The organism is Feifania hominis, from assembly GCF_014384765.1.
Taxonomy (GTDB): Bacteria; Bacillota; Clostridia; order Oscillospirales; family Feifaniaceae; genus Feifania; species Feifania hominis.
This window is the reverse complement of the sequence record NZ_JACRSP010000001.1, coordinates 266,648-291,657: the sequence shown is the minus strand read 5'-3', so window position 1 is coordinate 291,657 and position 25,010 is coordinate 266,648. Positions and strand designations below refer to the sequence as shown.

16 protein-coding genes, 1 tRNA gene and 1 pseudogene are annotated in these 25,010 nt (G+C 59.4%); 6 read left to right on the top strand and 12 right to left on the bottom strand.

What is annotated here, in order from left to right:
* Nucleotides 1-52: 52 nt before the first annotated feature.
* From H8695_RS01370 to H8695_RS01360, 3 genes are read right to left on the bottom strand one after another with little or no spacing between them, the layout of a single operon-like run.
* Complete coding sequence (locus tag H8695_RS01370) at nt 53-646, bottom strand: ECF transporter S component (protein WP_249299018.1); 594 nt, start codon at nt 644-646, stop codon at nt 53-55.
* 26 nt (nt 647-672) lie between these two features.
* Entirely contained in the window at nt 673-2,538 is a 1,866-nt protein-coding gene (locus H8695_RS01365) for an ABC transporter ATP-binding protein (RefSeq protein ID WP_249299016.1), read from the bottom strand.
* Nucleotides 2,535-4,364 (bottom strand): ABC transporter ATP-binding protein, encoded by a 1,830-nt coding sequence (locus tag H8695_RS01360; protein WP_249299015.1) that lies wholly within the window; start codon nt 4,362-4,364, stop codon nt 2,535-2,537. The genes H8695_RS01365 and H8695_RS01360 overlap by 4 nt, the downstream gene beginning before the upstream one ends.
* 199 nt (nt 4,365-4,563) lie before the next feature.
* Between H8695_RS01360 and H8695_RS01355 the strand changes: the two genes are divergently transcribed.
* The gene (locus H8695_RS01355) at nt 4,564-7,203 is read left to right on the top strand and encodes a calcium-translocating P-type ATPase, PMCA-type (protein WP_249299014.1); all 2,640 of its coding nucleotides are present in this window, start codon (nt 4,564-4,566) and stop codon (nt 7,201-7,203) included.
* Between the two features lie 91 nt (nt 7,204-7,294).
* Here the strand turns inward: H8695_RS01355 and H8695_RS01350 are convergent, their stop codons facing one another.
* On the bottom strand, nt 7,295-9,937 hold the full coding sequence (locus H8695_RS01350; protein ID WP_249299013.1) for a transglycosylase domain-containing protein: 2,643 nt from the start codon (nt 9,935-9,937) through the stop codon (nt 7,295-7,297).
* Nucleotides 9,938-10,251: 314 nt separating this feature from the next.
* Between H8695_RS01350 and sigK the strand changes: the two genes are divergently transcribed.
* The 4 genes from sigK (at nt 10,252) to H8695_RS01330 (ending at nt 15,245) form a co-directional block, all read left to right on the top strand.
* On the top strand, nt 10,252-10,935 hold the full coding sequence (gene sigK / locus H8695_RS01345; RefSeq protein WP_249299012.1) for an RNA polymerase sporulation sigma factor SigK: 684 nt from the start codon (nt 10,252-10,254) through the stop codon (nt 10,933-10,935).
* A gap of 179 nt (nt 10,936-11,114) precedes the next feature.
* A complete protein-coding gene (locus H8695_RS01340; RefSeq protein ID WP_249299011.1) occupies nt 11,115-12,053 on the top strand; it encodes an AAA family ATPase in 939 nt (312 codons plus the stop codon).
* A gap of 1 nt (nt 12,054) precedes the next feature.
* Nucleotides 12,055-13,041: a DUF58 domain-containing protein gene (locus H8695_RS01335; RefSeq protein WP_249299010.1), complete on the top strand. Its 987-nt coding sequence runs from the start codon at nt 12,055-12,057 to the stop codon at nt 13,039-13,041.
* Complete coding sequence (locus H8695_RS01330) at nt 13,038-15,245, top strand: transglutaminase-like domain-containing protein (RefSeq protein WP_249299009.1); 2,208 nt, start codon at nt 13,038-13,040, stop codon at nt 15,243-15,245. The genes H8695_RS01335 and H8695_RS01330 overlap by 4 nt, the downstream gene beginning before the upstream one ends.
* A gap of 144 nt (nt 15,246-15,389) precedes the next feature.
* On the opposite strand, the pseudogene H8695_RS01325 reads toward H8695_RS01330, so the two are convergent.
* From H8695_RS01325 to H8695_RS01305, 6 genes and pseudogenes are all read right to left on the bottom strand, one after another.
* Nucleotides 15,390-16,007, bottom strand: a pseudogene (locus H8695_RS01325) (collagen-like triple helix repeat-containing protein); the annotation flags it as partial.
* A gap of 255 nt (nt 16,008-16,262) precedes the next feature.
* Nucleotides 16,263-17,582: a 2-hydroxyacyl-CoA dehydratase gene (locus tag H8695_RS11565; protein ID WP_283243538.1), complete on the bottom strand. Its 1,320-nt coding sequence runs from the start codon at nt 17,580-17,582 to the stop codon at nt 16,263-16,265.
* Nucleotides 17,579-20,533: an acyl-CoA dehydratase activase gene (locus tag H8695_RS01320; RefSeq protein WP_283243537.1), complete on the bottom strand. Its 2,955-nt coding sequence runs from the start codon at nt 20,531-20,533 to the stop codon at nt 17,579-17,581. Before H8695_RS01320 ends, H8695_RS11565 begins: the two co-directional genes overlap by 4 nt.
* A 165-nt stretch (nt 20,534-20,698) precedes the next feature.
* Nucleotides 20,699-21,250, bottom strand: a complete 552-nt coding sequence (locus H8695_RS01315; RefSeq protein ID WP_249299007.1) for a Fe-S-containing hydro-lyase — start codon at nt 21,248-21,250, stop codon at nt 20,699-20,701.
* Nucleotides 21,251-21,270: 20 nt separating this feature from the next.
* Nucleotides 21,271-21,963, bottom strand: a complete 693-nt coding sequence (locus H8695_RS01310) for a hypothetical protein (RefSeq protein ID WP_249299006.1) — start codon at nt 21,961-21,963, stop codon at nt 21,271-21,273.
* A gap of 39 nt (nt 21,964-22,002) precedes the next feature.
* The gene (locus tag H8695_RS01305; RefSeq protein ID WP_249299004.1) at nt 22,003-22,620 is read right to left on the bottom strand and encodes an NUDIX hydrolase; all 618 of its coding nucleotides are present in this window, start codon (nt 22,618-22,620) and stop codon (nt 22,003-22,005) included.
* Nucleotides 22,621-22,743: 123 nt separating this feature from the next.
* Between H8695_RS01305 and H8695_RS01300 the strand changes: the two genes are divergently transcribed.
* A tRNA-Arg gene (locus H8695_RS01300) sits at nt 22,744-22,820 on the top strand.
* 490 nt (nt 22,821-23,310) lie between these two features.
* Here H8695_RS01300 and H8695_RS01295 read toward each other — a convergent pair.
* Complete coding sequence (locus H8695_RS01295) at nt 23,311-24,150, bottom strand: phosphoenolpyruvate hydrolase family protein (RefSeq protein ID WP_249299002.1); 840 nt, start codon at nt 24,148-24,150, stop codon at nt 23,311-23,313.
* Nucleotides 24,151-24,155: 5 nt separating this feature from the next.
* Nucleotides 24,156-24,995 (bottom strand): phosphoenolpyruvate hydrolase family protein, encoded by an 840-nt coding sequence (locus H8695_RS01290; RefSeq protein ID WP_249299000.1) that lies wholly within the window; start codon nt 24,993-24,995, stop codon nt 24,156-24,158.
* Nucleotides 24,996-25,010: the final 15 nt, after the last annotated feature.

Here is a 25,010-nt window from a genome sequence, read left to right as displayed (position 1 = left end):
CCCCATAAAAAGAGCCCCCGTCCAAAGCGGACGGGGGCTCTTTTCTCTCCATTTAGTCGTAGGACTGCTTTCGCCGCATCAGCGCCGAGCAGACCGGCACCGCAATCAGCGGCGCGGCAGCGAGCTCGATGAGGCCGTTTACCGTCAAAAAGGTCGCAAAAATCGCCTTGAACGCAATGCCGTCGAAGAACAGCCACAGGCACCCGAGCACCATGACCGTGTGCAGCACGGAGGCGAGCGCGGCCGCAACTCCCACACTCACAGGCGTGTTGTGGATACACCGGCGAAACGTCCGGTAGAGAAGCGCTGCGAAGACGCCGAGCAGAATGCGCGGCAAAAAGCACATCACAATACTCTTGAGCGCATCGAGCGGCGACGCGGCAAAAAACGGCGAGAAGAGCATATCAACCGGAGATGCCGCCGCATAGGAAGCCTTGATCATACTGAACAGGCCAAACGAAAAACCGAGCACACCGCCGTAGACCGGCCCCATGAGCACCGCCCCGATGATCACCGGAATGTGCATGATGGTGATGGACACCGGCGGCACCATGATGAAGCCGAGTGGTGTAAAGGTGAGAATCGCCAAAAGGGCGATCAGAAGAGCAAGCTTCGTGAGATTTTGAATTCGCTGCTGCTGTTTCATGGGAACCCCCTCCTTCTGTGGTCGCATTATACTCCGTATTCTGCCGTGTCGTCAAGAGTTCTTTCCCCGCGAAAGAGCGTGCTCGCGCTCTCCTGTTCAAACTGGTGGACATAGAGATTGTAGTAGTAGCCCCGCCTGCCGAGAAGCTCCTCATGGGTGCCCCGTTCGATGATCTTTCCGCCGTTGACCACGAGGATCACGTCGGCGTAACGCACAGTTGAGAGCCGGTGGGCAATCAAAAAGGAGGTTCGCCCCTTGAGCACGCGGCTGATGGCGTTTTGAATGAGGGCCTCAGTGCGCGTGTCGATGGAGCTTGTCGCCTCGTCGAGCACAAAGATCGGCGGGTCGGCGAGTACCGCGCGTGCAAAGCTCACCAGCTGCTTCTCACCGGTCGACAGGCGGTCTCCCCCCTCGCCGACGTCGGTATCGTAACCCTGCTCAAGCCGCGCGACCACCGTGTCGAGCGACACGAGCTTTGCCGCGGCCTCGATTTCGGCGTCGGTCGCGTCGAGCTTGCCGTAGCGGATGTTCTCGCGGATGGTGCCCGAGAACAGATGCGGCGACTGCAGCACATAGCCGATATTGCCGTGCAGCCAGCCGACGGAGCGCTCCTTGTAATTTTTGCCGTCAATGCGGATTTCGCCCCGTGTGGGCTCAAAAAAGCGGCACACGAGATTTACAAGCGTGCTCTTGCCCGCGCCCGTGTCACCGACAATCGCCACCGTCTGTCCCGCTTCCACCTTGAGATTGAAGTGCTCGAGGATGTTCTCCTCGGCGTCGCTGTAGTGAAAGCTCACGTCGCAAAATTCAATCTCTCCGCGAACGGGCTCGAAGTTCTCGCGCTTCGGATGAAAGACGTCGCCATAGCGCTCGACAACCTCCGGCGTATCCTGAATGTCGGGCTCGCGCTCGAGCAGAGCCGACACTCTCTCGATGTTGACCTGGGTCGCCACAAAGTCGGAAAAGATGCGCGCGAGCATCTCGATGGGCTCAAAGATGCCAATGGAATAGGTGATGAAGACCGAGAGCGTGCCGAAAGGGATCGCACCGTCCATGACGAGCCGGCCGCCGCGCGCGAGAATCAGAGCCGTCGACACCGCGCCGAAGAAGATGATGATCGGCATGTAAATCGAATTGTAGCGCGCAAAGCGCAGACTCTCCCGCTTCATCTCCCCTGTGGTCTCGCGAAACTGCGCGGCGCTTGTGTCCTGCAGAACCAGCGTCTTCGTGGTCACGGCGCCGCCGATGCCCTCGTTAAACTCCCCCGTGATGCGCGAATTGATGTGGCGCACCTTGCGGTTCTGGCGCAGCATGCGCCGCTGAAACCAGACGGTGGTCAGTGCGATGGGCGGCACCACGGCAATGACCAGAAGCGCGAGCTTCCAGTTGAGAATGACCATGGCGATGACCACGCCGATCACATAGACCGCCGACCACATCAGATCGACCAATCCCCACGCGACCATGGAGCCGATCTTGTTGGTGTCGCTCATCACGCGGGCGACAAGATAGCCCACCGGCGTGACGTTGTAAAAGGAGAAGCTCTGCTCCTGCAGCTTTTGGAAAGCCTCATTTTTGAGATCGCGTCCAAAGCACATCTCCACGCGCATCGCAAGGCGGGTGAAGAGCACCACGAGCAGCGCCTGCGAGAGCACGGTGAGAAAGTAGACGGCAGTAAACGGCCAGATACCGCGGGTCGTCTGACCCTCGATAAAATGGTTGATGGCATAGCGCTGAAACAGCGGCAGAATGATGTCGATCACCGATACGACCAGCATCACCGACATACAGCCGGCAATCTGGCGCGAATAGGCCCGAAAGAAGCGCCCGAGCTTCGCCCACACCCGCAGATCGAAGTTGCGCTTGCCCTCGATGGTTTCAAATGAATTCAAAGCGCACCCTCCTCTCCCTCGGCCGCGGACGACTCCACGCTGCGCTGCATATCATAGATTTTTCGGTAGATGCCGCAGGCTTCGACAAGCTCCCCATGAGTGCCCTGCTCGCTCACGCGCCCGTCCTGCAGCACGAGAATGTGATCGGCGTGCATGAGCGTCGTGATCCGGTGCGAGATGATGAACACCGTCTTTTTTCCGGTGCTCGCGAAGAGCGCCGAGCGGATTTTCTGATCGGTGCCGGCATCCACCGCCGAGAGTGAGTCGTCAAAGACCATCACCGGGCTGTCCTGCATGAGAGTTCGCGCAATGGCGACACGCTGGCGCTGGCCGCCCGAGAGTGTGACCCCCCTCTCGCCGACAACCGTGTCATACCCGTCGGCGAAGCTTAGAATCTCCTCGTCCACACTCGCGATGCGCGCCGTGGCACGCACCGCTTCCATCGACTCGCCCGGCCTTGTGGCCGCAATGTTCTCGCGGATGGTCCGCGAGAAGAGAAAGGGCTCCTGAAGCACAAGGCCGATGTTGCGGCGCAGTGTGTCCCGGTCGATATCCCGGATGTCCACCCCGCCGATGGTGATGCGCCCGCAGTCGGGCCGGATGTCGTAGAGACGGGTCAGAAGATGCATCAGTGTGCTCTTGCCGCTGCCTGTGCCGCCGAGAATGCCGAGCGTCCCCCCGCCGGGGATGGAGAAGCTCACGTCTTTTAAAACGGGGGTTTCCCCGTCGTAGGCGAATGTGACATGTTCAAAGCGGATCTCGCCGCCAAAGTCCACCTCACGCGGGGGCTGCGGGCTCTCCTCACGCGCGTCCATGATCTCCTTGAGGCGGCCGAGCGACACGCCGGACTTGCTCATCTCGGAGAGGATTCGCCCGAGGTTTCTCACCGGCCAGATGAGCATGGAATTGTAGGTGGCAAAGGTCAGCGCGGCACCGAGCGTCAGCCCGCCGCCGACCACCACCCAGACCGACGCGACCAGAATCACCATGGTCTGAAAGGCTGTGATAAAGTCGCCGAGGCCCCAGAAGACGCTCAGCAGATTGCCGAGCTTGAGCCAGAGATTTGTGAAGACGTCGTTCTGACGCCGGAACTTGTCGAGCTCGTAGCTCTCGCGCCCAAAGGCCTTGACCACCCGCACACCGGTCAAATTCTCCTGTGCGACTGAGGTGAGCTTGCCCTCCGCCTCGTCGGCCACGAGAAAGCGGTTGCCGAACTTCTGATAAAATGTGATGGTGTACAGCGCGATAAAGGGCATAAAGGCAAGCGCCAGAAGCGAGAGCCCCAGGTGTATTTTCACCATCAGCACAAACGCGAGTACCACCAGCAGCACCGTGCGCACAAGCTCCATCATCTGCGATGCGAGAAAGACGCGCACCGTCTCCACATCGGAGGTGCAGCGCTGGATGATGTCGCCTGTCTGATTTTTCATGTGCCAGTCGAAAGGCAGGCGCTGTATGTGAGCGAAGAGGCTGTCGCGCATGCGTTTGGCAACCGACTCGGCAGCCTTATAGGTGTTGTAGCGCCGCGCAAAATTGAACAGGCCCGCAAAGGCTGCACAACCCATTGAGAGCAGCGCCAGAACCCACAGGTTGCGCCGCAGCGCCTCCCGTCCGCCGCAGGCCTCGAGCAGCCGCACCAGAAAGCCGGGCAGCGCAAAGGGCTCGCTGTCGATGACCGAGTCGACGGTGACGCGCACGATCTGCGGCGTCAGAAACGAGAAGAGAATCGCCCCGACCGTCGCCGCCAACGCGAAGACAAAATATTTTCCAAAACCGGCCGAGCACTCGTAGAGAAAGCGCCAACGGCCGCCTTGTTTCCCACGCATTTTTTCATTCCTCTCCCTGTTTTCCAAAGCGGCCGGCAGCGTCGCCGGCGGCCGCGTACGGTTATTGTACCACAATCCCTCGCCATTTGAAACAGGAGAGCTTGTCATAAGCGTGTCCCATTTTTCATAGGATGGAGTAGTCAGCGGCGGGTGTTCCCTTCCGCCGGCTGCGAACCACAAAAGCAAAGGAGTGAAAAATGTGCGTCAGCCCTCCCATTCCAGACACGGTCTCTCCCCCGAGGAGGTGGAGCGTTCCCGACGTGAAAATGGCTCGAACCAGCTGAGCCATAAAAAGAGAAATTCCTTTTTCCACCAGTATCTGGAGAGCTTTGGCGACCCCATTATCAAAATTCTGCTCGCGGCGCTGGCCATCAACCTGATCTTTCTGTTTCGCCACGCCAACTGGTTTGAGTCGGCCGGAATCGCTGTGGCGCTGTTTCTCGCCACCTTTGTCTCCACCCTCTCCGAGTACGGCAGCGAATCAGCCTTTATCAAACTGCAGGAGGACGCCGCGCGCATCAGCTGCCGTCTGCGCCGCACCGACGGGGTCAAAAGCCACCCCATTGGCGAAATTGTCGTGGGCGATCTGGTGCTGCTCCAGGCGGGTGAGCGCGTACCGGCCGACGGACTTCTGATCTCGGGCAGGCTCACCGTCGATCAGTCCGCCCTCAACGGCGAGAGCAAAGAGGTCACAAAGCACCCCGGACCGGGTGACTTTTCCTCGCCCGACCTGCGCGAGAAAAACCAGCTCTTTCGCGGCAGCGTCGTCACAGCCGGTGACGGCGTGCTGCTTGTGCAGGCGGTCGGCGACAGAACTTTTTACGGCGCGCTCTCACTTGAGATGCAGGAGGACACGCGCGAGAGCCCTCTCAAGGCGAAACTCGCCCACCTCGCCCGTGTCATCAGCCGCTTCGGCTATGTTGCAGCCGCCCTGACCGGCATCGCCGATCTGCTCAACTCCGTCGTTCTCAACTACGGCGGTCACCCCGAGCTCATGCTCGCAGAGCTCCAGAATCCCGGGGCCATGCTCTCAAATATTCTGCACGCGGTCACACTGGCCGTCACCGTTCTCGTCGTCGCCGTGCCCGAGGGGCTGCCGATGATGATTACAGTGGTGCTCTCGCGCAACATGTTCCGTATGCAGAAAGACCATGTCATGGTGCGAAAGCTCGTCGGCATTGAGACGGCCGGCGGCATCAATCTGCTCTTCACCGACAAGACAGGCACACTGACCCGCGGCAAGCTTGCAGCCACCTGCCTCATCACGGGCGACGCAGTCTGCTACGACGACACCCGACCTCTGCCCCGGGGTACCCGGCTCTTTGATCTGCTCGCGCTGTCGAGCGTACACAACAGCGAGAGCATGCTCTCCGACGGTGAGCCGCTCGGCGGCAACGCGACCGACCGGGCTCTGCTGGGCTTTGTCCTCCCTCTTCCGACAGGGCTTCCCGTCTGCCAGAAGCGCGGGGGAATTCCCTTTGACAGCGCGCGCAAATTCTCAACTGCCGCCGTCACGGGCGCTTTTCAACACACCTTTGTCAAGGGGGCACCCGAGAAGCTTCTCGCCCACTGCCGGCGCTATTACACCGAGAGCGGTGATATTCGGCCGCTGACGCGCGTGTATCCGCTCAATCAGAAGTGGCAGGAACTCACCCGCGACGCCGTGCGGGTTCTGGTTCTCGCTGTGAGCGAATCACCCGTCACCGAACAGGGCGACTTTGACGACCTCATTCTCATCGGCCTTGTCGGTATCCGCGACGAGATTCGCCCCGAGGCGCGCCGGGCCGTACAGCAGGTACAGGGCGCAGGCGTTCAGGTGGTGATGATCACCGGCGACAACCGCGACACGGCCGCCGCCATCGCACGTGAAGCGGGGCTGCTCACCGGCAGCCGCAGAGAGAGAATTCTCGACAGCGCCGAGCTGCGCCGCCTCTCGGACGGCGAGCTCGCCCGGCTTCTGCCCGACATCCGGGTTGTTGCGCGGGCGCTGCCCACCGACAAGAGCCGCCTTGTGCGCATCGCCCAGGAGCAGGGTCTCGTCGTCGGAATGACCGGCGACGGCATCAACGATGCGCCCGCCCTCAAAAAGGCCGACGTGGGCTTCGCCATGGGCAGCGGCACCGAAGTCGCCAAAGAGGCGGGCGACATCATCATTCTCGACAACAACTTCGCCTCCATCGGCAAGGCCATTCTCTATGGCCGCACCATCTTCAAGAGCATTCAAAAGTTCATTGTCTTTCAGCTGACCATGAATCTCTGTGCCGTCGGCGTGTCCATCATCGGTCCATTCATTGGCATTGACGCGCCTGTGACCGTCATTCAGATGCTGTGGATCAACATCATCATGGACACTCTCGCAGGGCTTGCTTTCGCCGGGGAAGCGCCGCTTGCGGAGTACATGCAGGAACCGCCGAAAAACCGGCTCGACCCCGTTATGACAGGCCCGATGTTCGGCCAGGTATTCTGCATGGGCTGTTTCACCGTCGCGCTGTGCATCTTCTTTTTGAAGACCGACTGGATACGCCCCCTCTTCCGCTTTGATGAAAATCCGATCTACTTCATGACGGCATTCTTCGCTCTGTTTATCTTCACCGGCATATTAAACTCGTTCAACGCGCGTACCAACCGTTTGAATCTTTTGGCCCACCTGCGGGAAAATCACTCGTTTATCACCATCATGGCGCTGGTCACCGCCGTTCAGCTCGCGCTGATCTACTTCGGCGGCTCACTCTTTCGCACAGCCGGCCTGCGGCTTTCGGAGCTGCTCTTTGTGCTCGCACTCTCTCTTCTCGTCGTGCCGGTGGACCTGCTTCGAAAATGCTATCGAAAACTCAAATAGAGAACAGAGCGAAAGCGCCGTGCTCTTTCGCTCTGCTTTTTTCAATCGTACCAACTCGTCAAAAAGCCCGCCTCTCGGCGGGCTTTTTACACTAGTGAATGGGCTGATCCGGCTGCGTGGGATCCACGGGCGGATCGGTCGGATGCGTCGGTGTTGTGGGATCATCCGGCGTATTCGGGTCTGGTGGATTTTCGGGATCCGTCGGATGATTCGGATCGGTCGGGTTGTTGGGATCCACCGGGTTATTGGGATCATTGGGGTCAACCGGCTCTGTCACAGTCGGGGCCGTATGGTAGGTGCACAGGCAGTTTGTCGGGTACTGAACCGACGACGAGAGACCCGTATAGGAACCGGCTGTGAGCATATTGGTGTAAACCGGTACCAGTCCCGTCGGGTAGGTGTAGCCGTCGGGCAGAGGCAAATAGGTGTACTGGGCATCCGCAATCGTCAGATTGTACTGGTATTCGCGCTTGATGTTGAGCAGACCCACCGTTCGATTGGTCGCCACCGGGCAGTAGGGCCCCGCAATCATCAGCGTATCCGCGCAGATGGTCGCCGGCACATGCACGTCGCAGTACTCCGTCGGCTCCGTGCCCTTGATATAGCTTGCAGTCGCGATGCGCCCGCCGCGCTTGTCGATCTTACAGTACTCAGTGGGAATCTTGCCGCTGTCGAGGCAGTACTCCGCCTGCACGATTCCCGTGGTGGAGAAGAACTGCTTGTTCGGCAGGCCCTCGTGAATCTCGCTCATCACCGCTTTCCAGAGCTTGAGCGCGGGATTTGTGCCGCTGTACTTGATCTCCTTGGGCTTTTCATAGCCAAACCATACCGTTCCGACATAGTAGGGCGAATACCCAACAAACCAGCGGTCCTTGTCGTCGCTCGTGGTACCGGTCTTGCCGGCGATGGTCATGCCCGAAATTTTTGCCGGGGTACCGGTTCCGCTCTGTACGACATTGACGAGAAGTTGGTTGATCAGATAGGCGGTCTGCTCGCGCATGGCGATGGTGGTCTCCGGCACTTTCTCCAGAATGACCTTGCCGTTGGAGTCGGTCACCTTGGTGTAGGTGTAGGGTTCGGTGTAAATGCCCTTGTTGACAAAGGCGCAGTAGGCCGCCGTCCAGTCAAGAACCGAGACGCCCTTGGTCAGACCGCCGAGAGACAGCGGCGCAAGGTCGATATCCGAATAGGTCTTTCCGTTGATGACCTGCTTTTCAACCAGTGAGTCGACACCGAGGTTGTCGTGCAGGAAGTGGAACGAGCGGTCGGTGCCGAGATCCATCAGCACGCGCATGGCGACAGTGTTCGTGGACTTGGCAACCGCTGTCTTGATGCTCATCATACCGGTAAAGCCCTTGGAGTTGCTGTCGTAGTTCTTCGGGTAGAGCTTGTCGGTGCGAACCGGTGCATCGTCGTAGACGCTGCCCGGGGTGATGACGCCGTACTCAATGGCCGGGGCGTAGACCGCCAGCGGCTTGATGGTCGATCCGGGGCCACGATAGGTCTGAGTCGCATAGTTGAGTCCGCGTGCTGTGGTCTTCTCTCCCCTGCCGCCGACAATGCCGAGCACCGCGCCGGTGTAGGGATCCATGACCACCATCGAGGCGGTCGGCTGCACGTCTCCCGCGAGGGTCGGGAAATTCTCCTCGTTTTGGAAGACGCTGTCCATGGTCTTCTGGATGTCCTTGTCCATGGCGCTGTAGATGTGCAGTCCTCCGGCGTAGACCATGCGCTCTGCGTAATCGTAGGTGTATCCCTTGGTCTCCATCAGATCGGCGATGACATCCTCAATGACCTGGTCGACATAGTAGCTCTGCACACCGGAGAAGTCGTCGTCGCTGTTGTCGGACTTCTTGCGGAAGACGAGCTCCTCGGCAACCGCGTTGTCGTACTCCTGCTGGGTGATCATTTCGAGCTCGAGCATTTTGCCCAGTACGAGCTCCTGTTTCTGCTTGTTGTTGTCCGGGTGTACCAGTGGGTCGTACTTGCCCGGGTACTGGGTGATGCCGATGATGGAGGCGCACTCGGCGAGGCTGAGCTCGCTGACGTTTTTACCAAAGTAGGTCTGCGCCGCCGCCTGAACGCCGTTGCAGTTCTGGCTGAGAAAGATCGTGTTGAGATAGTACTCGAGAATCTGATCCTTGCTGTACTGCTTCTCGAGCTCCAGTGCGCGCATGATCTCCTGAATCTTGCGCTTGATGCTCACATCGTCCTCGCCGGTGAGGTTCTTGATGAGCTGCTGGGTGATGGTCGAGCCGCCGTAGCGGCTGCCGCCAGTGACCAGCTGAACGACCGCGCCGGCAGTGCGCTTCCAGTCCACGCCGTGGTGGCTCTCAAAGCGCTGATCTTCAATGGCGATGGCAGCATCCTGCATGTACTTCGGTATCTGGGAGAGATCGACCCAGACTCGCTTGGAGCCGGAGTAGAGCTTTTCAAGCTCCACCGGTTCGCCGGTCTCCTTGTCGGTGTAGTAGATGTAGCTGGTGTAGTTGAGCTTGAAATTTTCAAGCCCCGCGTCAAGTGTCGGATCCACGATGCGGAACACATAGTACGCAAACGCGCCGAGCACGATGACGCCCGCGATACAGCAGATGAGAAAGATGGTCAAAAGTACCTTTCCCACCGTGACGCCGCGGCGTTTTTTCTTCGTTCTGGGCGCGTCTGCCCGCGAGCCGCTGCGGCTCGGCGCGCTGTGCGCTCCCCGTCGATTCACATGCTGATTGTCCTGTTCCATGAGTATCCCTCCCAAAAGGCCATGCAAGCATGGGATTTGGAATCTATTCCAGCGAATGTTGGTTTTGTTTTACATTTCAGTGTCAAAACCATGATACTGTTTTGACTCGAATTTGTCAAATTGCCCTCTCGGTACACATCACCTCGCAGTATTCCCGATTTGGGCCGATTTTAACACAGAAGAGCTTTCGTGTCGCGGTTCTTCATAGAAATTTCATATTTTCTTCATTCGGCATTAATTTTATCGGACTTGCAGATTTCGGCGGCTTCTCTCATAAAATGAGACTACTACGGGGAATTCGGGAGGTCACAATCATGTTTTTATCGCTCTCATTTGCGTCGCTCAATCTGCTGTTTCTCATTCTCTACATCACGGGCTCCAGCTCCTTTCCAAAGCCCCTCTCGGCCGAGGAGGAGCGAAAGTACCTGCTGCTCGCCAGAGACGGCGACCGCGAGGCGCGCAATCTGCTCGTCGAGCGAAATCTGCGGCTTGTCGCACACATCATCAAAAAGTACTACTCCCACTCCCGCGACCAGGAGGATCTCATCTCCATTGGCACCATCGGCCTGATCAAGGCCATCAATACCTTTGATGTCGACAAGGGAATCCGCCTTGCGACCTATGCGGCAAAGTGCATTGAAAACGAGATTCTCATGTATTTTCGCAACATCAAGAAAAAGCAGACCGACGTGAGCATCAACGACACCATTGAGACCGATAAGGACGGCAACAACTTAACGCTTCTCGAGGTACTCAGCTGCGAGGACTCCATTCTCGAGGACGTGGAGCTCAAGATGAAAGTGCGTGCGCTCTACCAGGCGGTCGACACCATGCTGACCGACCGGGAGAAAAACATCGTCGTGCGCCGCTACGGCCTCTATGATACGACCCCGCGCACCCAGCGGGAAGTCGCAAAACAGCTCGGCATCTCCCGCTCCTATGTCTCCCGCATTGAGAAGAAAGCCCTGCTCAAGCTCAGGCGGGCCTTTCACGAATAGATCCGGCGCCGGTCACCCGGCGCCGGATCTGCGCCCGGGCGTATTCTATGCGGCAATTCTGTCAAGATTCAGAGAAAGCCCCTTGACTTGGAGTATGCTCCAGATGTTACAATGAAGATCACAGTATCACGACCGGCCGTATGGCCGTATTCATCCCGCAGAAAGGGCTTGCTGATATCATGAGTGAAATGCAACAGATCGCCGATGTGGTCGCCGAGGTCAAAAAGGCCGTCGTCGGCAAAGATACGGTTTTGGAAAAGGTGCTACTCGCAGTTCTCGCGGGCGGCCATGTGCTTCTTGAAGACATTCCGGGTGTGGGAAAAACCACCATGGCTCTCGCTTTCTCAAGAGCTCTCGGGCTGCGCTACAGCCGGGTGCAGTTCACCCCCGACGTCATGCCGTCGGACATCACGGGCTTCTCTGTCTTCAACAGAGAGACCGGGCATATGGACTACCAGCCCGGCGCCGTATTCTGCAATCTCTTTCTGGCCGACGAGCTCAACCGGGCCACCAGCCGCACCCAGTCCGCACTGCTTGAGGCCATGGAGGAGGGCCAGGTCACAGTGGACGGCAAAACACACCCGATTCCCCAGCCTTTTCTGGTGATTGCAACCCAGAATCCCACCGGAGCCTCGGGGACTCAGCTGCTGCCCGACTCGCAGATGGACCGCTTTATGCTGCGCCTGTCCATCGGCTACCCCGCGCCGGAAGACGAGCTCGAACTGCTTCGCCGCAGTGGGACAAGCCGCCCGCTCGACCAGGTAAAACAGGTGCTCGGCGAGTCACAGCTCTGCGCTCTCAAGCAGGCTGTCGGCCGGGTGCACATCTGCGACGAGGTGCTCGCCTATGTGATTCGGCTCGTCTGCGCGACAAGAAGCCACCCCCTCATTCTGCAGGGGGCAAGCCCCCGCGCTACCCTCGCACTCGCGACAGTCAGCCGCGCCCGTGCGCTGAGCTGCGGGCGTGACTATGTGATTCCTGAGGACGTGGCCTCCCTCTTTGAGGATGCGGTCGCCCACCGTCTGCTTCTCTCCCCTGAACCGGGACAGGCCCGCGCCGACAGCAGCGCGCCGGTTCGGGAGATTCTGCGTTCGGTCAAGCCGCCGCGGATCCGCTGATATGCTGCGCCGGCGGCTGCTGTACGGGGGCGCGCTGCTCGTTGCGACCCTGTTTCAAATTTTCAATACCACCTATCTTGCCCACTTTCTTTGGGTGCTTGTCCTCTGTGTGCCTGTACTGTCTCTTCTGATCAGCCTTCCCGCCATGCTCAGCTGCCGCGTGACGGTCTCAGCGGGCGACGCAGAGGTCCCGCGCGGAGGCGACGCCCACTGGCGCATCGAGATCGCAAACGGCATGGGGCTGCCTCTCGCTGGTATGAGCTTCACGCTCCGCACCGAAAACCGTCTGACCGGCGAGATGCAGTCGCTGCCCGCGGCTCTCCGCCCGGTCTCCTCCCACAGAATTCTCTCCCATCCCGCCGCTACAGACCACTGCGGCGAGCTCGTCTGTCAAATCACACGCGTTCGGGTGTGCGACTGTCTGGGGCTTGTCGCATTTCGCCGCCCCAGTACATCGGCTTCCATGCTGATTTTGCCCCACTGTAACCCCGTATCGGTCCCTGCATCCGCACCGCTTCTCACTACCGCAGAACAGAGCCCGCAGGCGGCCGGGCGCCGGGGAGAGGAATACGAACTGCGCGCTTACCGCCCCGGCGATCCGCTTCGCTCCATCCACTGGAAATTGACGGCGAAGTTTGATGAGCCTGTTGTCCGCGAACCGACCGGCCAGCAGCGTCCCCCCTGGCTTCTGAGCTTCGACCATGCCGGGACGCCGCAGGAGCTCGACGGTGTGCTCGATCAGGTCTGCTCGCTGTGCCGGGCTCTGCTCGACTCTGGTGAAGTCTGCTATGTGCAGTGGGCCGGCCAGGACGACGCGCTGCGCCGTCATCCGGTTCGCTGTGATGCTGAACTGTCCGCCGCTCTGGCAGCCGTGCTCGGCGATCGGGCCGCGCCGCAGAGGCCTGTCCCGGCGCCCGTCGTCCTCGACGGTCTGGCGGGACCCGTATACCATTTGCACATTCCGCCCACCGAGGAGGTGACGCCATGAGTACGGGTAAGACTACCCATCGTCTGTGGTGCATCCTCGGCCGGCTCAACGAGGCTCTCGTGCTTCTGCTTGCTCTCTCAGGGCTTCTCTTCGGGCTTGCCACCGCCTATGGAATCCAAACTGACACGGTTGTTCTGGCCGTCTGCTGTCTTGGTTTTACCGCCTACTCGTATGCCGTCCTCTCCCTGCCGCGATACCGCTGGGCGGCGCTTCTGCTCACCGCTCTCGGCTACGTCCTTGCACTGAAGCACTATTGGCAGGCGCTCCTGGAAAGCGATCTCTATCTCTACGGGGCTGTGGTAAACACACTTGCCGATGGGCTCGGTCTCTTTGATCCCATTGAACTCCCGGCCGGCTACATCGCCGAGCAGGGGACACGCGCGGGCACCCTCTGGCTGGGTCTTCTGGCAGTGGGATTTGCGCTGCTGCTCGGCTGGACAATCCTCTGCCGGCGCTCCACCCTGCTCACGGCCCTCGCCGCTCTGCCCCCACTGATTCCCGCGCTTCTCGCGGAGTCCTTTCCCGCCTGGGGCGCCGTCATGGCGCTCACGGCAAGTCTGCTTGTGCTTGCTCTGGGTTCTCTCGTGCGCCACAGCAGTGCGGCGGATCGCAGCCGCTTCACCGCAGTGAGTCTGCCCACTGTTGCGCTGCTGCTCTTCTTTCTCACCGCCGCGCTCCCAGAGGACTCCTATCGGTTTCCCCGCTGGGCGGCGCAGGCGCAGAACACGCTCATCAATCTCGGCAGCAAACTGACTCGCACCGTGCTGACAGCCGGCTCCGACGAGCGAGTTCCTCTGTCCGGCGGGCCGCTGCGCTACACGGGCCGAACGCTGCTGCACGTGACGGCCGATCAGCCGGGGAGCCTCTATCTGCGCGGCTACTCCAGCGCCGTCTACACCGGTGTGAGCTGGGAACCTCTCGACGAGAGTGCTTACCAACACCTCACTTCGCTGTCCGGCCTGGAAAACCCATTTTACTTCCCCGCTCTCGTAAATTTACAGAAAGATTTTCACACCATCACGGTTGAAAACCTCGGCGCGCCGAACGGCTGCGTTTACATTCCCTACCAGCTCGCCCCTGTCTCGGGTGGTGTGGAGAACGCCGGTTTTGTCGGCGACACGCATCTCGCGCCGCTGGCAGGCAGTCACATTCACACCATGGTTTACAGCTGCGCTCCTCTGCGTGAGGATACGTTCGATCCGCTCACGGGAGTGGCCGCTGACGCTGAGGCCGCCTATCGTGAATTTGTCTACCGCAATTACCTCACACTTCCCGAGGGGTTCTATGAGGGAATTCGTCCCTGGCGGGAACTTGCACAGACGCTCCCGCCCCCCGATACCGGCGATCTGTCAGAGCTTCCCGCTCTGTACCGCGAGCCGATTCGGCAGGCTTTGACCGTGGCGGCACTTCTCGACATGACAACCGAGTATGACGCGCAGACCCCCGCCGCACCGGGCGAGGACTTTGTGCTTCACTTTCTCACAGCAAGCCGGCGCGGATACTGCATGCACTATGCAAGTGCGGCCACACTTCTGCTGCGCGCGCAGGGAATTCCCGCACGCTATGTCGGTGGTTTTGCCGCGCTTCTGCCCGAGGCCGGCGGCTTCGACATCCCCGATTCTGCGGCCCATGCCTGGGTCGAAATCTACCTTGACGGCTACGGCTGGTATCCTGTCGAAGTGACACCCGGCGGCGGCGAGATGGCCGAGCCGCCCATCACGCCGGCCGAGCCCAATGATGTGCCCACAACAGACGACCCGCAGCCCGAGCCCCCTGTACCGGATGAGCCCGACGAACCGGAGAGTTTGGATACCCCCGAGCCGGAAGAGGAAGCTCCGCGGCCGGGCGGCTCCGGCGCAGACGCCATACGCATCGCAGTGGGAGCCACGCTTCTCATGCTCTGTCTGCTGGCGGCGCGCCGGGCGCTTCTGTGCCGCCGGCGCCGGCGCAGGCTGAACGACCCGAATCCCAACCGTGCCGCCATCCACGCCTACAGCTGTCTTCAGCGGCTTCTCCCGTGGGGGGCGCACTGTGACGAGCAGATGGAGTCTCTCGCCCGCAAAGCCATGTTCAGCCAGCACACTCTGACAGCCGATGAACGGACCGCCATGCTGGAGTATCTCAACCGCGAGACTGCGCGTCTTGACCGGGAGCTCCCCCGGCTGAAGCGTCTCTGGATTCGTTACCTGCTTGTACTCTATTAGCGCAAAGGAGGGCGGACAGCCAAAGCTGTCCGCCCTTTTTCTCTGGGAAAATCATCAGGTTTCAAGAAGACCTGCCGTACGCATGTTCGCAAGCAACTCGTTGAACTGCGTCACGACGTCTGTCGTACTTGTCGCATCCGCGACGGGGGCGGCAGGCGTGACGGTACCCGTCGGACCGGTGGGACCCGTCGGGCCAGTCGGGCCGGTGGGACCCTCTGCACCCGCGGCGCCGGCGGCACCTGCATCACCGGTGGCGCCAGTTGGGCCAGTCGGACCGGTAGGACCGGTCGGGCCCTCTGCGCCGACAGCGCCTGCGTCACCGGTTGCACCGGTCGGGCCAGTCGGACCCGTCGGACCGGTCGGACCTGCTGCGCCGACAGCTCCCGCGTCGCCGGTGGCGCCGGTCGGACCCGTCGGACCGGTGGGACCAGTTGCACCCGCATCACCGGTTGCGCCAGTCGCGCCCGTCGGACCAGTGGGACCAGTCGGGCCGGTTGCGCCCGTGGGACCCTGCGGACCCGTGGCACCGGTCGCGCCGGTACCGGAGAGACCGGTGGCGCCAGTCGCGCCGGTCGCACCCTGAATGCCCTGAATGCCCTGGGCACCGGTAGCGCCGGTCGCACCCGTTACGCCTGTGGCTCCGGTCGGGCCCGTCGGGCCCTGTGCGCCGACGGCGCCGGCGGGACCCTGCGGACCTGCAATGCCCTGCGGACCCTGCGGGCCCACCTGGCCGGGCAGACCCTGGGGCCCTCTCGGGCCGATGAGGCCCTGCGGTCCCTGCGGCCCCGTCGGACCGGTCAGGCAGCAGGTCGGGCGGCAGTTGTTCTGGCAATTGCAGCTCTGATTTGTGCCGCAGTTCGCTCTATTTTGAAAATCGTAGTAGTTCACAGATATGTTCCTCCTAAACTAGGTATTTGGACTCCTCTTTATCATATGTGACTTTCAAAAAGTTGTGTATCGAACTCGACAGCAAAAACGGCCCGCGAACAAATCTGTTCACGGGCCGCTGTCTTTTTCCTAACGCATGGACGGTTCCGGTTTCTCCATACGAAAATTCTGTGCGCCGCCTGCCTGCTGCTTTTCACGGCGGGCATTGGCGAGCATCATTTTGATTCTGTTCTGCTGGTTGACCTCGCTGGCGCCAGGGTCGTAGTCGATTGCCACGATGTTTGCTCCCTCGTTTCGGCGCTTGAGCTCGTTGACGACTCCCTTACCCGCAATGTGGTTCGGCAGACAGCCGAACGGCTGGGTGCAGACAATGTTGTTCACCCCGCTCTCAAGCAGCTCCGCCATCTCGCCGGGCAGCAACCACCCCTCGCCCATTTTGACGCCGAGATTGACATACTCCGACGCGAGGCGGACCGTCTTGGAGAAGTCCCCCGGTGCGGTGAAGACACCATGACGCCGAATGGCATCGGCCATCTCCCTGTTTCGTCTGTCAAAAAAGCGATAGGCAACATTGGAACCCAGCACACGCAGCAGCCCGCCCCCATAGAGTTTGCGGTCGACACGCGCATTGTAGGCACAGTACATACAGAAGCCGACAAGCCCCGGCACGACGGGCTCTGCCCCCTCGGCGAGCAGAAATTCCTCGAGGTGGTTGTTGCCAAGCGGTGAATACTTGACATAGATCTCGCCCACAATTCCCACCCGTACCTTTTTTTCGCCGTGTCTTGGAATTGATGCGAAATCCTGCAGAATTTCCGGGTAGAGTTTTTTGAGCCCGGCGTAGCGCAGCACGCTGCGGCCGCTCATCTCGCGGATGATTCGTTCGGTCCATCTGCTGACCATCCGGTCGGTATCGCCCGGCGTCTTCTCATAGGGCCGGCACTGGTTTTGCAGCAGCATCAACAGATCGCCGATGACCACTGCATACACCAGCTGCATGCAGAAAGTCGGCGTCAATTGAAAACCCGGGCTCGACTCGAGCCCCGCAAGATTCATGGAGATGACGGGAATATCGCCATAGCCGTTTTTCTCCAGCGCCTTGCGAAGCAGCGCAATATAGTTTGACGCCCGGCAGCCGCCGCCCGTCTGGGTGATCATGAAAGCGATTCGCTTGGGATCGTATTTCCCGCTGCGGATGGCATCGAGCATCTGACCGATGACCAGGAGCGCCGGGTAGCAGGTGTCGTTGTGCACCGACTCAACACCGGCCTCCACCACACTTCTGCTGTCGTTTGTCATGACCTCAGACTTGTAGCCGTGCTCATGCATCAGATGGTTGATCAGTGCAAAGTGCGTCGGCAGCATCATGGGCAGCAGAATTGTGTGGGTCTTTTTCATCTCTTTGGTAAAAACGGCGTACTCAGATGCGCCGTCATGTCGTTTTTTCATGCCTGTTCTTCCTCGTTTTCTCGTCTGGTGTTGCGCTCCTCCATTGCGCCGAGCAGACTACGGATGCGAATGCGGGCTGCGCCGAGGTTGCTGATCTCATCAATTTTCAGCGCCGTATAGAATTTACCGCCCCGCTCGAGAATGTCGCGCACCTCATCGGTCGTGATGGCATCAAGTCCGCAGCCGAATGAGACCAGCTGTACCAGTTCGGTGTCGTTTTGCAGCGTGCAGTACTTTGCGGCGTTGTAGAGACGCGCATGATATGTCCACTGGTTGAGTACCCTGACTCTCTGCGGGTCGACCAGATCCGCCACACTGTCCTCGGTGAGAACCGCGATGCCGAACGAAGAAATCAGCTTATCGATGCCGTGGTTGATCTCAGGGTCTACATGGTAGGGGCGCCCCGCAAGTACGATCATCGGCCTGCCGGCCTCGCGCGCCGCCGCAATGGCACGGCTCCCCTCGGCGCAGAGCTCCTCATGCCAGCGCGCATACTCGGCGTAGCCAAGATCCGCCGCTCTTCGTACCTGCGGCAGTGAGATGGTGGGGTCGAGCTCTCGAAAATATCTCGTGGCGCGCTTGACAAAGTCCCTGGGGCGGTGAAGGCCGAAGTACGGGTAGAGAAAGCGCACCTGCGCGAGCCGGTCAATGTTGCCGCGCAGCAGCTCCGGGTAGTAGGCGACGACGGGACAATTGTAGTGATTGTCGCCCTTTCCCTCGTCAAAATTGTAGCTCATACAGGGGTAAAAGATGGTGTCGATCCCCTTGTCAAGCAGGTTCTCAATGTGGCCGTGCATCAACTTTGCCGGGTAGCAGGCCGTGTCGGACGGAATGGTCCGGCGGCCGCTGTTGTAGAGTGCCGGCGACGAGAGATCCGACAGCACCACCTCGTAGCCGAGCTCAGTGAGAAAGGTGTGCCAAAACGGAAGATTTTCAAACATGTTGAGCCCGAGCGGCACACCGATCTTCCCCCGCGGTCCGGGGCGGCCCCGCAGAGCCTTGATGCGTTCGAGCTTGTACTCGTAGAGATTCGGCAGCTTCTTCTCGTGCCGGTGGCCGAGCGGGCGCTCACAGCGGTTTCCCGATATGTAGTGAGAGCCGTCCGAAAAGGTGTTTACCGTCAAATTGCAGTGGTTGGTACACAGACCGCATGTGGTCGCTTTCGCCGTGTGGGCAAAGCCTTTGAGCTCTTCGAGGCCGAGGGTTGTCGAATAGCGAAGCGGCAGCTCTTTCGCGTAGAGCGCCGCGCCGAACGCACCCATCAGCCCCGCAATGGCGGGGCGCGTGACCTCGAGGCCGAGCTCCCGTTCAAAGCTCCGCAGCACAGCGTCGTTGTAGAACGTGCCGCCCTGCACCACCACGCGGGAGCCGAGTTCCTCTGCGCTGCGCGCGCGGATGACCTTGTAAATGGCGTTTTTGACTACGCTGATGGAGAGGCCCGCCGAGATGTCGGCAACGGTCGCACCCTCTTTCTGGGCCTGCTTGACGGAGGAGTTCATAAACACCGTGCACCGCGAACCGAGGTCGACCGGGTGCTCGGCGAGCAGGCCGAGCTTCGCAAATTCCTCAATGTCGTAGCCCATGGTGCTCGCAAAGGTTTCGACAAAGGAGCCGCAGCCCGACGAACAGGCCTCATTGAGCATGATGCTGTCAATGGAGTTGTTTCGGATTTTAAAGCACTTGATGTCCTGGCCGCCGATGTCGAGGATAAAGTCCACATCCGGGCAGAAGTGGCGCGCCGCCTTGAAGTGGGCCATGGTCTCAACCACGCCCGCATCAAAGTGGAACGCACTCTTGACCAGGTCCTCGCCGTATCCCGTTGCCACGCTGCCCGCAATGGTGATCCGCTCGCCGCAGAGCTCTCGAATCTGCATCAACTGACCGCGGATCACCGAGACGGGGTTGCCTCTGTTGGAGCTGTAATACTGGTAGAGAATACGGTCGTCCTCGGTGAGCAGCACAACCTTGGTCGTCGTGCTGCCGCAGTCGACGCCGAGATAGGCCCTGCCCTCGTATGTCGACGCATCGGCCGTCGCAACGCCCGCAGCACTGTGCCGCGTGAGGAAAGCCTCATACTCCGCCTCATCGGCAAAGAGTGCGGGCAGCGTATTTCTGTGGGTGATTTGACCGGTCGATGCGCGCAGTTTGTCGAGCAGCGGATCGCAGGCAAAGCTCTCGCCCTGTTCCTGCGCATAGAGCGCCGTGCCGATTGCGACGGCATAGATGCCCCAGTCGGGAAAGAGCGCCTGCTCCTGCGCAAGTCCCAGCGTCTCGACAAAGCGCCGTCGCAGTCCCTCGAAAAAGTAGAGCGGCCCGCCGAGAAATGCAATGCGCCCTTTGAGCTCACGCCCCTGGGCAAGACCTGTGATCGTCTGATCGACCACAGCCTGAAAGATGCTCGCCGCGACATCCGCCTTGTTTGCACCCTGGTTGAGAAGCGGCTGTATATCCGATTTGGCAAACACACCACAGCGCGACGCGATGGGATAGATTTTCTCGTGCTCGAGCGAGAGACGGTCGAGCTCGTCCGCCGTGACATTCAAAAGCGTCGCCATCTGGTCGATAAAAGCTCCGGTGCCGCCGGCACAGGAGCCGTTCATACGCTCATCGAGCCCACCGGACAAAAAGATGATTTTCGCATCCTCTCCGCCGAGCTCAATGACAATGTCGACCGATTCACCGCTGTGTTCCACCGCCTGGGCGGTTGCAAAGACCTCCTGAATAAAAGGCAGGCCCGCAGCCTTAGCCATGCCGAGGCCAGCCGAGCCCGATACCGCGACGGAAAACTCTCTGCCCTCCAGCAGTTCACGTGCCTCGCCGAGCAGCTCCACCGTCTTTTGCCGCACCTGTGACAAATGGCGCTCATAGCGCCAAAAACGGACGATGCCATCATCCAGCACCACCACTTTGACTGTGGTGGAACCGACGTCGATCCCTACACTCAGACCCATGACAGTACCTTCTTTACCATACAATGTACAAATATTGATTACTATTTTAGTGAAAATACGACAAATTGTAAACCAAAGGCCCCAATATTAACAGAAAATTAACATATTTGACAGAAAAAAGCCAGATTCCCGCCGACGCGGAAATCTGGCCTGAAGTCCCTCATCTCACAGGGTGCGGTACTGCTGCGCCCCCGTCTCAAAAATGTTGCCGCCCACACAGTCTATGGCGACCGTCACGGGAAACTCCTCCACCTCAAGGCGCTTTGCCGACTCGCAGCCAAGCTCGGGGAAGGCGATGACATCGAGCTTTTTGATCTTTTTCGCCGCGAGCGCGCCCGCCCCGCCGATGGCGCAAAAGTAAACCGCCCGGTTGCGCCGGATGGCCTCGATCACCTCGGCGCTTCTCTTCCCCTTGCCGATCATGCCAATCAGACCGCAGTCGAGCAGCGTGGGTGCAAAGGGATCCATTCGGCTCGAGGTCGTCGGCCCGCAGGAGCCGATGACATCTCCCGGCTTTGTCGGCGTAGGGCCGGCGTAGTAGATGACAGCCCCTTTCATTTCAAACGGAAATGGCTCGCCCTTTTCGTGCATGGCCATGAGCCGCTTGTGCGCCGCATCACGCGAGGTGTAGATCGTCCCGCTCAGGTAGACCATGTCGCCCGCACGCAGCGCGGGCGCCCTCTCGGGCAGCTGCTCCACTCGGATATGGTATTCCATCTGTCAACCCTTCTTCTCGCTTAGATTTCTTTGTCCGGCAGATCCTGCTTTGTGAGCGCTATGGTGCCGGGATCCCGGCAGAGCAGGCTGTCCACCGCGATCTTGTCCAGAAAGCCGTCCATCTGGAGCATGGCGCAGCGCGCGGCTTCAATGTTCTTGAGGGTCTCCCGGCGCGCATAATTGACCTGCTGCTTGACGTTTTCAAAGACGTCCTGGCAATCCCGAATTTCGTTAATCAGTTTTGTCTTGATTTCGTTTGCGCTGGTAATGGCCGTATCGACAATGTCGTCGGCCTCCTTTTTTGCCTTGAGTAAAATATCCTCCGCCGTGGTTCTGGCGCGGTCAAACTGATCGAGCTTCTCCCGCAGCGCGGCGCAGGTGCGTTCTCTCTCGGAAATTTTAGCCGTGTACTCGCCGTTGACCCGGCGCACGGCGTCAAAGCTCTCGGACAGGCGGGTCTTCTCCGCCGTCACCGTTTGCAGCTGCTGCTCAAGTTCCGCAATGCGGCGCTCAAACTGCGCGCGCTCGGCTGTGATATCCGCCTCGCGGCGCTCGAGCTCCTCGGCGCGCTTCCTGGCCTCCATTAGCGTCTTTTCACCGGCCTTGGCTTCGTTTTGAAGTGTGCGCAGTCTTCCGTTGAGCTCCTCAATACAGTCGTGGACATCCTTTTTGTTGTATCCGCCCACAGAAGTGCGAAACAGTTTCCCCTCCAAAGCGCAGCCCCCCTGATTTTCTTTCTTTTTAGTAGTATATCATAACAGTCTCTGTTTGAAAATAGGAAACTGGTACCGCTTGAGCGCGGGCAATACAACCCGCTCAAGCTCTCCCGGGTGGCTGCACCACTGTTCCGCGGCGAGGGTCAAAGCCTCTCCCGTCATGCGGTAGGCCGTGACGGCAGACGCCCCCTCCAGCTCCCGGCGGCAGCACTCCTCGAGCTTGACACGCACCATCTGCGCGACCTCTTCCCCGGGTGCAAACGGCTCGGCCGGTTTTTCCAAAAGATAGATCTGCGCATATTCACGGTCGTAAAATGGCCCCTTTTGTATCGTCTCAAGCGTGGAGCCGATCTCGATCAAATCACTCTTTTGTATGTGCAGTCCCGCCTCCTCTTCAATCTCGCGACACATCGCGTCGAGAGGTTCCTCTCCGGCCGAGACATGACCGGCGACTGCAAGATCATAGTAGTCGGGAAAATCATTTTTCGTGTGGGCGCGTTGCTGAAAGTAGAGCCATATGCCGTCCGGCGTGTGCTCGCAGATCCAGCAGTGCACCACCAGGTGCAAAAGGCCCCTGCGGTGCGCCTCGCTGCGTGGTGCGCTGCCGCAGGGGCGCAGCTTTTCATCCAAAAGAAAGAGCTGTTCTTCGCTCATGTTCCATTCCTCCTGTCTCACTGTCGTCTATTATAGCACAGCAGACAAACGCGTGACAGAATTTCTCTCTGTCCGCTTGACGGCGGCGGCGGTTGATGTTACTATAATTGAGCAACCCCATATGCGCCCGTAGCTCAGCTGGATAGAGCGTTGGACTCCGACTCCAAAGGTCGCAGATTCGAATTCTGTCGGGCGTACCACGTCAGAAGAACCCCTTATGGCACGAATCCCCGCCTTGCGGCGAGGCTTCTTAGCCGAACGGGGTTCTTCTTCCTTTTCCCGACGAAACTTCTGTTTCGTCGGGAGACAAAAGCACGTATAAGAACTCCCTCATGGCACGAATCCCCGCCTTGCGGCGAGGCTTCTTAGCCGAACGGATTTCTTCCTTTTCCCGACGAAACTTCGGTTTCGTCGGGAGGATAAGAGCACGTAAAAGAACTCCCTTATGGCACGAATCCCCGCCTTGCGGCGAGGCTTCTTAGCCGAACGGATTTCTTCCTTTTCCCGACGAAACTTCGGTTTCGTCGGGAGGGCAAAAGCGCACGTACAAGAACTCCCTTATGTCACGAATCCCCGCCTTGCGGAGGATTCTCAGCTAAAAGTGTTTCCTTTTATCAAACGGTCCAAATTATGGCATTCAAAAGGCAGGGCGATTGCCAACAGGCAAATCGCCCCGCCTCTCTCTGTGCTTTAAAAACCGTAAAGTCTGGTCTGTTTAAATCCCTGCGCAACTGAGATGATGCCCTGCTCCATGGGGATAGAGTCCGTGGCTGAGCCTCCATAGAAGCCGTCAAGGCCCGCAATGCTGTTGAGCAATAGCTCAACTTCCCGCGGGGCGGCCAGCGGACCGCCTGTACAGAGAACCGTGACAGATTCGTTTTCCCCGCGCGCTGCCCGAACGATGGACTCGGTGAGTTTGCGAATTTCATCATGATCGAGTGTCGTTTTGACGCCCGAAAGGCCACCCGCCGTAGGTCCGAGATCTGCGACGATAAAGTCGGCGCCGGCACGGGCCATCTCTCCTGCCTGCCACGCATCATAGCAGCGGGCAAGCGTAATCAGATTTTCTCCGTGTGCAACTGCAATCAGCTCTATCTCACGGTCGTAGCCCAACCCGACTCTGGTGAGATTCTTGGCATTGAAGCTGTCGTTCCAGCCGACTGACGGTGAGTTGAACACACCGCTGTAACCGCACTCGCTGCACTCACGAATCGTCTGTCTGATATCAGCAAACGGCTCGGTCGCAGCGACTCCTGCAAGAACCGGCGTGTGCTCTACTATGGGCAAAATTTCCGGCGCGAGCTCCGCAATCAGACTGTTGGCCCGTTTGACGGCAAAATTTGCACTCATGGCGCCAAAGCCCGCCATCCGCATCCGTGCAGCCATATCGACCAGAATCAAATCACTTCCTGCAACTTCCTGGCAGCGTGCCGTAATTCCGATTCCCGCACCCGTTGCGATGATCGCACGGTTCTCGGCCTTGAGCTTTGCCACACGGTGAAGCAGAACCTCTCTGCTGACCTTTCCCATTTCACTCACCTCCTGATTGTAATGGCCTTGAATGCCCTTACCGCGGGGATGAGAGCATTCTCAGTCGGAATTCGCTCGGCGGAAGAAGCCCCGTAAAAGCCGACCGTCTCAGGGACTCTCTCGTAGATGTACTGCGCATCCTGCGGCTCTGAGACCGAGCCGCCGTGGCTGATGACAAGGACGTCCGGATTGACCTCTTTCGCGGCGCGCGCGATCAGCCCGATCTTCTCCACACAGGCGTCCAGATCGTTGGCCTCGGCAGCACCTATGAGCCCTTTTGTCGTCAGTCCCATGTGGGCAACGACGATATCGGTTCCAGTGTCAGCCATGCGCCTGGCCTGTTCCGTCGTAAAGCAGTAGGGCGTTGTGAGCAGGCCGAGCCGGTTTGCAAGGCGGATCATTTCAACCTCACGCTCATAGTCATAGCCGGACTCTTCAAGATTCTTTAAAAACAAGGGCATATTGATGTTGCCGACTGTCGGAAAGTTCTGTACACCGGAGAAGCCAAGCTGTGCGAGCTCGTCTAAAAACCGCTCCATATCCCGGTAGGGATCGAGTGCGAGCACCCCTGCAATGACCGGCGTATGATGGACACAGGAGAGAATTTCCCCTGCAAGATCCAGTACGACCTGATTTGCGTCGCTGTATGCGAACCGCCCGCAGGATGAGCCCCGTCCCGCCATGCGAAAGCGCCCGGAATTGTAGATGATAATCAGATCAGCGCCACCGGCCTCGGCGCACTTTGCCGAGATACCGACTCCCGCTCCCGATCCCGTGATGGGAATGCCTTTGCTGATCTGTTCGTGAAAGCGCCTGAGAATTTCCTCTTTTGGAATGCGTGCCATGTTTGCCCTTCTTTC

Bases quoted from the DNA above. Each gene is read 5' to 3' on its own strand.
- H8695_RS01370 (WP_249299018.1), bottom strand. From the start codon at position 646: ATGAAACAGCAGCAGCGAATTCAAAATCTCACGAAGCTTGCTCTTCTG.
- sigK (WP_249299012.1), top strand. From the start codon at position 10,252: ATGTTTTTATCGCTCTCATTTGCGTCGCTCAATCTGCTGTTTCTCATT.
- H8695_RS01315 (WP_249299007.1), bottom strand. From the start codon at position 21,250: ATGGAATACCATATCCGAGTGGAGCAGCTGCCCGAGAGGGCGCCCGCG.
- H8695_RS01350 (WP_249299013.1), bottom strand. From the start codon at position 9,937: ATGGAACAGGACAATCAGCATGTGAATCGACGGGGAGCGCACAGCGCG.
- H8695_RS01290 (WP_249299000.1), bottom strand. From the start codon at position 24,995: ATGGCACGCATTCCAAAAGAGGAAATTCTCAGGCGCTTTCACGAACAG.
- H8695_RS11565 (WP_283243538.1), bottom strand. From the start codon at position 17,582: ATGAAAAAACGACATGACGGCGCATCTGAGTACGCCGTTTTTACCAAA.
- H8695_RS01305 (WP_249299004.1), bottom strand. From the start codon at position 22,620: ATGAGCGAAGAACAGCTCTTTCTTTTGGATGAAAAGCTGCGCCCCTGC.
- H8695_RS01360 (WP_249299015.1), bottom strand. From the start codon at position 4,364: ATGCGTGGGAAACAAGGCGGCCGTTGGCGCTTTCTCTACGAGTGCTCG.
- H8695_RS01335 (WP_249299010.1), top strand. From the start codon at position 12,055: ATGCTGCGCCGGCGGCTGCTGTACGGGGGCGCGCTGCTCGTTGCGACC.
- H8695_RS01295 (WP_249299002.1), bottom strand. From the start codon at position 24,150: ATGGGAAAGGTCAGCAGAGAGGTTCTGCTTCACCGTGTGGCAAAGCTC.
- H8695_RS01320 (WP_283243537.1), bottom strand. From the start codon at position 20,533: ATGGGTCTGAGTGTAGGGATCGACGTCGGTTCCACCACAGTCAAAGTG.
- H8695_RS01330 (WP_249299009.1), top strand. From the start codon at position 13,038: ATGAGTACGGGTAAGACTACCCATCGTCTGTGGTGCATCCTCGGCCGG.
- H8695_RS01340 (WP_249299011.1), top strand. From the start codon at position 11,115: ATGAGTGAAATGCAACAGATCGCCGATGTGGTCGCCGAGGTCAAAAAG.